Annotated in this window: 1 protein-coding gene and 1 pseudogene; both read right to left on the minus strand. The window is 59.1% G+C overall.

Features of this window, described 5'->3' with window-relative positions; genetic code table 11:
• Nucleotides 1–307 (minus strand): annotated as a pseudogene (locus tag BGIM_RS64750) (IS256 family transposase); the annotation flags it as partial.
• A 64-nt stretch (nucleotides 308–371) separates the two neighbouring features.
• Nucleotides 372–6,560: an LAGLIDADG family homing endonuclease gene (locus tag BGIM_RS61220; RefSeq protein WP_020469620.1), complete on the minus strand. Its 6,189-nt coding sequence runs from the start codon at nucleotides 6,558–6,560 to the stop codon at nucleotides 372–374.
• Nucleotides 6,561–6,771 lie beyond the last annotated feature (211 nt).

Consider the following 6,771-nt stretch of genomic DNA (forward strand, 5'->3'; position numbering starts at 1 on the left):
GGTCACGCGGGGTCTGGAGCGTGAACTCCCCCATATCACCGCCGACCGTCTTGCGGGAATGTCCGTTGCGACGATTTTTGGCCGCCGGTTTGGCATCGTCGGGAACAGCGGCGGGTTCGACGGGACCGGCCGCCAACGCCGGGGTTGGCCGGCGTCCGAGATGAACATCCATCTCGGTGTTGAGCATCCGTTCGAGGGCCGACTTCATCATCGTCCGCATCAGGGCGTTGAGGTCGTCAATCGTCGTGGCCTGCGCGGCCATGTCCCGCGCCAGTTGCTCGGCTTGGGATTTCAAGATCGCGTCCATGCGTAATCTCCGTCAAAGAAAGAGGATGGGTAATACCCGTTCCACTCCCCTGACACAAGATTCCTTACAAGCCCACTGGCGACTCGGGGGCGGGTATGGCAGATTTGTCCTCATTCGGCGCCTCGACCCTTCGACGCAATCGCGGGTTTTCCTGTTTCCTCGCCACTGGCCTGATAGGCGAAGCCTCCGCTTTGTGACTCGCCATCAACTCCCTGATCTTTCCCGCCAGTTCGGCCGATGACGTCCCTTCCTGTTTCTCCAGCTTCTCCGACAGGGACGCCTTCAACTCATCCCGCAGCCGAGTGAGTTCTTCAAGGTGTGATCCGTGGGCGAATTTCTTTCCCAGACGGACTTGGTAGTCGGCCAGTTGGGTGTCCGAGACCTCCCGTTCGCGTCTCAACACCGCGATGTGTTCCTCATATGACTCGGTCAGGTTCTTCAAGGCATTCATGACGGCCCGCGTGCCTTGGTGCTCGCGTGACAGGGCGGTCTTTCGGAATGCCCTCCCCTCCAAATAGACGTCGGCCGCCCCCGTCGGCTGCCGTTCGATCCCAAAGGCAAGACCATGGAAAATCCCAAGCGGAAACCGGCGGGTATTGTCCACAAGTTCCGGCAGGACTTTCAAGGAACGGGCCAGGTCCGTCTCCGAAGCGGGATTGCCGCGGATCAACAGCCCGTCGTTTGACCGGACGGTTTCCATGTCGGTGGTGATGTCCGCGATCCGGTTGTCCAACCGCTGGATGATTTGGGGAAGGTCACGCAGGTTCATGCGGGCCATGTACTGCTCGTCGATGTGGCTTTTCCGCAGCACGGCCAGTCGTTGCAGTTCGGCGTCGGCTTCAGCGAGCACAAGCACGGCAGGATTCCCGGAGGCGATGGCTTTCACTTCGGCGTAGGACAATGCTTGCTCGGCAACGTCATCGGCACGACGGACAGCGGATTCCCCGGTCATCACCTGCGAGATGAACCGAGCCTTGGTTTCCAAGGTCTGCCACATGAACGAATCGAAACTCCCTTCCGTGACATAGCGGTAAACGGCGACCTCGGCATTGGTGTTCCCCTGCCGGAGAATGCGGCCGTCACGTTGCTCGACCTCGGCCGGCTTCCACGGGGCGTCGAGGTGATGCAAGGCCACCAACCGCTTTTGCACGTTCGTCCCGGTTCCCAGTTTGGCCGTGCTTCCGATCAACACGCGAACGGAGCCGTTGCGGACCTTCTCGAAAAGGGATTGCTTCTTGGCGTCGGTATCTGCCTCACCAATGGCGGCGATCTGCTCTCGTGGGATTCCCCGGTCGATTAGCTTGCGGGTGACTTCCTCATAAGCCGAGTATCCCCAAGGCGTGGGGTTGATGCCGATGTCGCTGAACACCATTTGCGTGCCGCGCGTGTCCGTCGTGTTCTTCCAGATGTCGAATACATTTCCAACCAAGGCGTTGACCTTGGATTCGGGGAAGTCACCGGCCGAGGCCGAGAGCATCCGGGCGTCAAGGGCGAGCTTCCGGCCGTCGGTGGTGATCGCCAGCGCGTTGTCCTCCCTCGGGTCCACCTTCATCGTGCGAATGCGGTCGTAGCGTTCCACCAGTTCGTTTTGGAGCCGTTGCTGGATGTCCGACATGGGACAGGCGACGATGATCGGCTTGCCGCCTTTCAGGGCCGGACGGGGAAGGTTCAGCATCTCGGCCGTCTGCACGTCGGCGAAGGAGCGGAACATTTGCTGGAGTTCAGGAAGGTTCACAAATCGGGCGAAGCGGCTCCGGGGCTTTAGGGTTTTGCCATCAGGGGAAATCTCCATCGACTCGACCACCTCGCCGAACGTGGCCGCCCAGGCGTCGAAGTGACCGATGCCACGTGATTCCAACCCTTCAGGATCGAGATACCGCTGGGTGGTGTAGAGTTCCACCATCGAATTGCTGATCGGCGTGCCGTTGGCGAACGTGATGCCGTGGCCGGGATGCTTCTTGTGCAGGTAGCTGGCCTTCATGAGCATGTCGAACGCCCGTTCAGAGCCTCCCGTCTGGATGCCTGCGACGCGATCCATCTTCGATGCCGTCTCTGCATTTTTGACACTCGCGCTTTCATCATAAAAAATGTAATCAATCCCCAACTCGTCAAACACCAAACCGCTATCCTTCTTGTCCTCGGCAATCAAATCTTTCAGCTTGGCTTCTCGTGAGGCTTTCTGCTTTTCGATTGACTTGATGATATTTCGATTGCCATTCCTCCTCGCCGACCGCTCAGTCAGCAGGCCGTCATATTCGGCGATCTGATCCCGCAGGAATTGTTCTTGGAACTCCCTGGACAAGCCGATGCGCTCGAAACTTGAATGAGTCACGATGATGGCATCCCAATCACCCGACGCGATCTTGGCGGTCAGCAGTTTCCGGCGATCCTTTGCAAGATCGTCTTTGGTGGCAACGAGGAGCTTCGCATTTGGGTAGAGGTGTTGAAATTCTCGGGCGTATTGCTCAAGAAGATGGTTTGGGCAAACGCACATGATCTTCTTGGCAAGCCCGGTTTCTCTCATCTTCATCGCGGCCGCCGCCTGCACGGCCGAGTTGTGCGTGACAATGAAATCATCGGTGACATAGAGGTGGGACGGATGCGAGACGGTGATGCACCGGGCATCCTTCATGCCGACTGGCTCGACTGACACGACATAGCGACGGGGGATGTAAGACGATTTCGGCCGGACCAAGTTTGCTTTCCGGCTCAAACGGAAAGGGTTGATCTCAGGCGGCATCGAAATGCAAAGAATAAAACACGGCTGGCCCACCCGCAACTCGCCCTTGTGCCGGTAGGTCGGGCGCTCCTTGATCCGCAATCGAACCAGCCCCCCGAGGGATTGGACAAGGAACGTCACGTCGTCTGCCAGCTTTTGCGAGATGGTGTAGTAATAGGTCGATGCCCCGTTCTTCTGAACAGAGCCGTCCGTGTCGAGCAGCCCTTGCAGAATCGCCAGCCGGACTTCGGCCGAGTTGTGCTTGTAGCATTCGGGAATGAACTTGGTCCCCGACTTCTCCCCGAGCAGTCCCAGATCGTCGAGGATGGCGGTGAGCGGGTTTCTCGCCTTTCCCGCCCCGGTTCCCGTCCGGTCGATCATGGGAAAGCCCCAGGCCGCGCACCTCCCGCCGCCTGTGATGTTGCTCAGTCCGACGTTCTCGGGCAGTTTTACATACTGCAATATCTCCTCGTCAGGGTTGGTCAGCGTCGCCGAACCTCCCGACAGCCCGCCGTCGCCCAGCAGCACGCCCAAAAAATACGGGTCGAGCGGGACTGATTGCGATTCGAGTTGAACGATCCCGACCATCGGAATCGAGTGGTTCTTTGCGCCGAGGTGAGGAGAGACTAACGTGTCACGTATCTCGGCCGTCGTCCTGACCTTTGGAGCGGCGCAGTTCCACACCTTGCCCAGCCGCTTGCCAGATTGCTCTGCGGTTCTTTCGCGGTATGTCTGGGTCAGCCACAAATGCTCCTCACAGCATTCAGTCGAGGTGCCGTCGGAGAACCCGACGCGGACGATCTGCTTCTCACCTTGCGGATGAACACCCGTGATCGTCGTGACCGAGCCATCCCCGGCAATCACCTCATCCCCGACCCGCAAGTGACCCATCCTTGCCCAACCAGTTGGAGTCAACACCCTGGCATCGAGAGGCTGTGCTTTCCCTGCTCCAACCGTGTGTGCCAACAAAGTGTTCCCACCGCTCATGACTCGCCACACCGCGTCACATTGATGCGGCCGGAGTGTGAAGACGTTGCTCATGCCCGGAAAGACCAGGTGAGAGCCGTCGAACTGGCGGGGCCGGAGATTATTAAAAGCGTCGTTATAAAGCCGCACCAACCGCTCCGTTCGGTCGGGATCGGAGAACACCCACGCCCGGAATTGCTCCTTGATTGCCTTCTGCTTTTCCTTCGCCGCGAGCGTCTCTTGCTGATTCACCACTCGTTTGTCGGGGTCTTTCGGGTCGGGGTCGTAAATCGTCGGGGATTTCAGATTCATCGCAAGATCAAGCAGCCATATACCGTTGGCCCGCGACGTTCCGTAATCAGCAGTGACCGCCACGGATCGCTGGGCCGAATAACCGCCCTCGACGTTCCACACGGCATCCTTCGCCAGATGGGACGCCGTGATCGCCTCGGGATCGACGCGGAAGAGCTGGGAGGCAAAGGCTTGGATGTCGCTCGCGGGAATCCAAGGGGCGCCGAGGTTGGCGTCGATGTCGCCTGGCAGCACGTCTTCGGGTTGAACCGCCTTCAATGCCTCAATGTTTTGGGTGACACCGGCCTTCTCCGCCGCGATGAGCTTGGTCCGGACGTTCCCGGAGAGATAGGCATCGGCGGTCTGCCATTTGTTGGATTCGGGATCGCGGTAGATCAGGTCATCCAATTCAGTGATGACCAGTTGTTCGCTTTTGCCGTACAACTGCGCAATGTACGGCAGGTCAACGACGCCCTTGTGGTCGAGGGAGACGAGCAAGCCCTCTTCGGCGGTCGTGACGGAGGTGATTGGAGGAGATTTTCCAACCACATCCTTTCGCATGATCGGGGCTTTCTTCGCCTCGCCCGTCGTTTCGTCGTACTCCTCCAGGGCCATGACCAGCATCGCGTCGGGGTCTTCGCGGAACTTCACGAGGTTGGGCATGCGACGGATCGCGGTTCCATCCTTGGATTCGGAGAAGGTCGTCTTGTTCACGGGACCATACGAGGCCCGGAAACGGTCATAGGAGATGTTCAATTCCCGGCGGGCGTCTTCACGAGCTGTATCAGGCCAGCCCTCGTTCTGGGAGCGGAGGACGTAACGGGCCTTGTCACGCAAGCCGATCAACGCTGTCATGCGTCGTCCGACCAGCCCGCCGTTGTTTACGAGATCGTAGCCCCCGTAGCTGACCGGAACCGATTGACCGTCCACAAGTTGATGGATTTGACCGGCGTGGACAAAGAAGCTACCTTCGGAGACGTGCCGCTCGGGGGGAGGGGGAACGAAGGTTTGCTCGCGTTGACCATGCGGGAGCGCGTCGCTTTGGACGCTCTGACGGCTTTTGAGCGCGTCGCTTTCATGTTTCGGTAACCGTCCCACAGCTTCCTTGAGTTGCTCGGCCAAGTCGCCGGACGATTCGACGCCGTACCCACCCTGATACAGGGCCTTCTTCCCAGTGAACGCCCCCAGCACCATTCCTGGATGCTTCACGAAATAGCGGTTGATCGGGACGGTATTGCCGTCAATCTCCACCGCGTCCGTGGCCAGCCAGTCAGGGTCAACGTGATTGGGAGGTTCGTCGAGCGACCGCTTCCGCATGAACACGATGTCCGTGACGACCGACGTCCCCTCACGTTTGAAGGCGTCGGAAGGCAGACGGATGGCCCCGAGAAAGTCTGCTCGTTCTGCGAGGTACTCGCGGATGGAGGCGTTTTGCTTGTCGAGGGTGTAATGGGTCGTGACGAGCGCCATTACCCCACCGGGCTTGAGTGCGTCGCAGGATTTGGCGAAGAAGTAATCATGCAGGGCGAATTTCTGACCGTTATGTTCCAATCGCACGTCGGCGAAGGGGACATTGCCGATTACCGCATCCACTGGCGGGAGTTTGGTGTCGCGGAAGTTCTCGATGCGGATGTCTTGATCGGGATGAAGCAGTTTGGCTATGCGGCCAGAGATGCCGTCCATCTCGACGCCGAGGTAGCGTTTGCCGGGGCGAAAGAAATTGGCCGTTCCACAACCCGGCTCAAGAACGAGGGCATTGTCGGGAACCCCCAAGCGGTCGAGAGCCGTGTGCATCGCGTCGATGACGAGCGGAGAGGTGTAAAACGCGTTGAAGGTCGTTCGTTTGACGGAGTCGTATTCCACGGGCGAGAGAAGGCCATTCAGTTCATCGCCCAACTTCTTCCACGTTTCATCCTTGTATTCGCCGGTCGCCGGGTTCGGAAAGATGGAAAGAGCGACGGGACCGAAGCCGCAGAAGCGGGATAGTGTGTTGCGTTCCTGGGGCGTGGCCGGGCGGCGATAACTCTCGACAAGCTGAAGTTTGCGAATGGCATTGAGAAGGTCTCGGGCTTTGGACTTCTCACCGCTGGAGAATTCGACTTGTTCGGCGGGGGGTTGGCTCTCCGGGGGCGGCCTTACACGTTCGACAAACGTCGGCGCCGGTTCATGCCGGCCGACCCGGTCAACAAAGGGAAGCGATGAGGGCGGAACCGTCTGATCTCGCTCAAAGTCATCGAACAGGCCGGGAGTCTGTGGGCGTGAGCGCTTCGGGGGCATCGGGAACAGTCATCGGTTGGCACCCGAAATGGGTAACGGAAACGCGGGAATCGCGCAAGGGGAATGCGAATCGAGGGCTTGGTTCTCCAAGTCGTTCCATCTGCGGGGATGATGCAAATTACGCAAATCGCGGGGAAAGATACACCCGCGCAAGGCCATATGGGGCAGTCGTTTGCCTAGTGCGGGAGAGATTAACAAACCATGAGCATCT

This window comes from Zavarzinella formosa DSM 19928, from assembly GCF_000255705.1.
GTDB lineage: Bacteria > Planctomycetota > Planctomycetia > Gemmatales > Gemmataceae > Zavarzinella > Zavarzinella formosa.

Coding starts and splice junctions, on each gene's coding strand:
- BGIM_RS61220 (WP_020469620.1), bottom strand. CDS start 6,560: ATGCCCCCGAAGCGCTCACGCCCACAGACTCCCGGCCTGTTCGATGAC.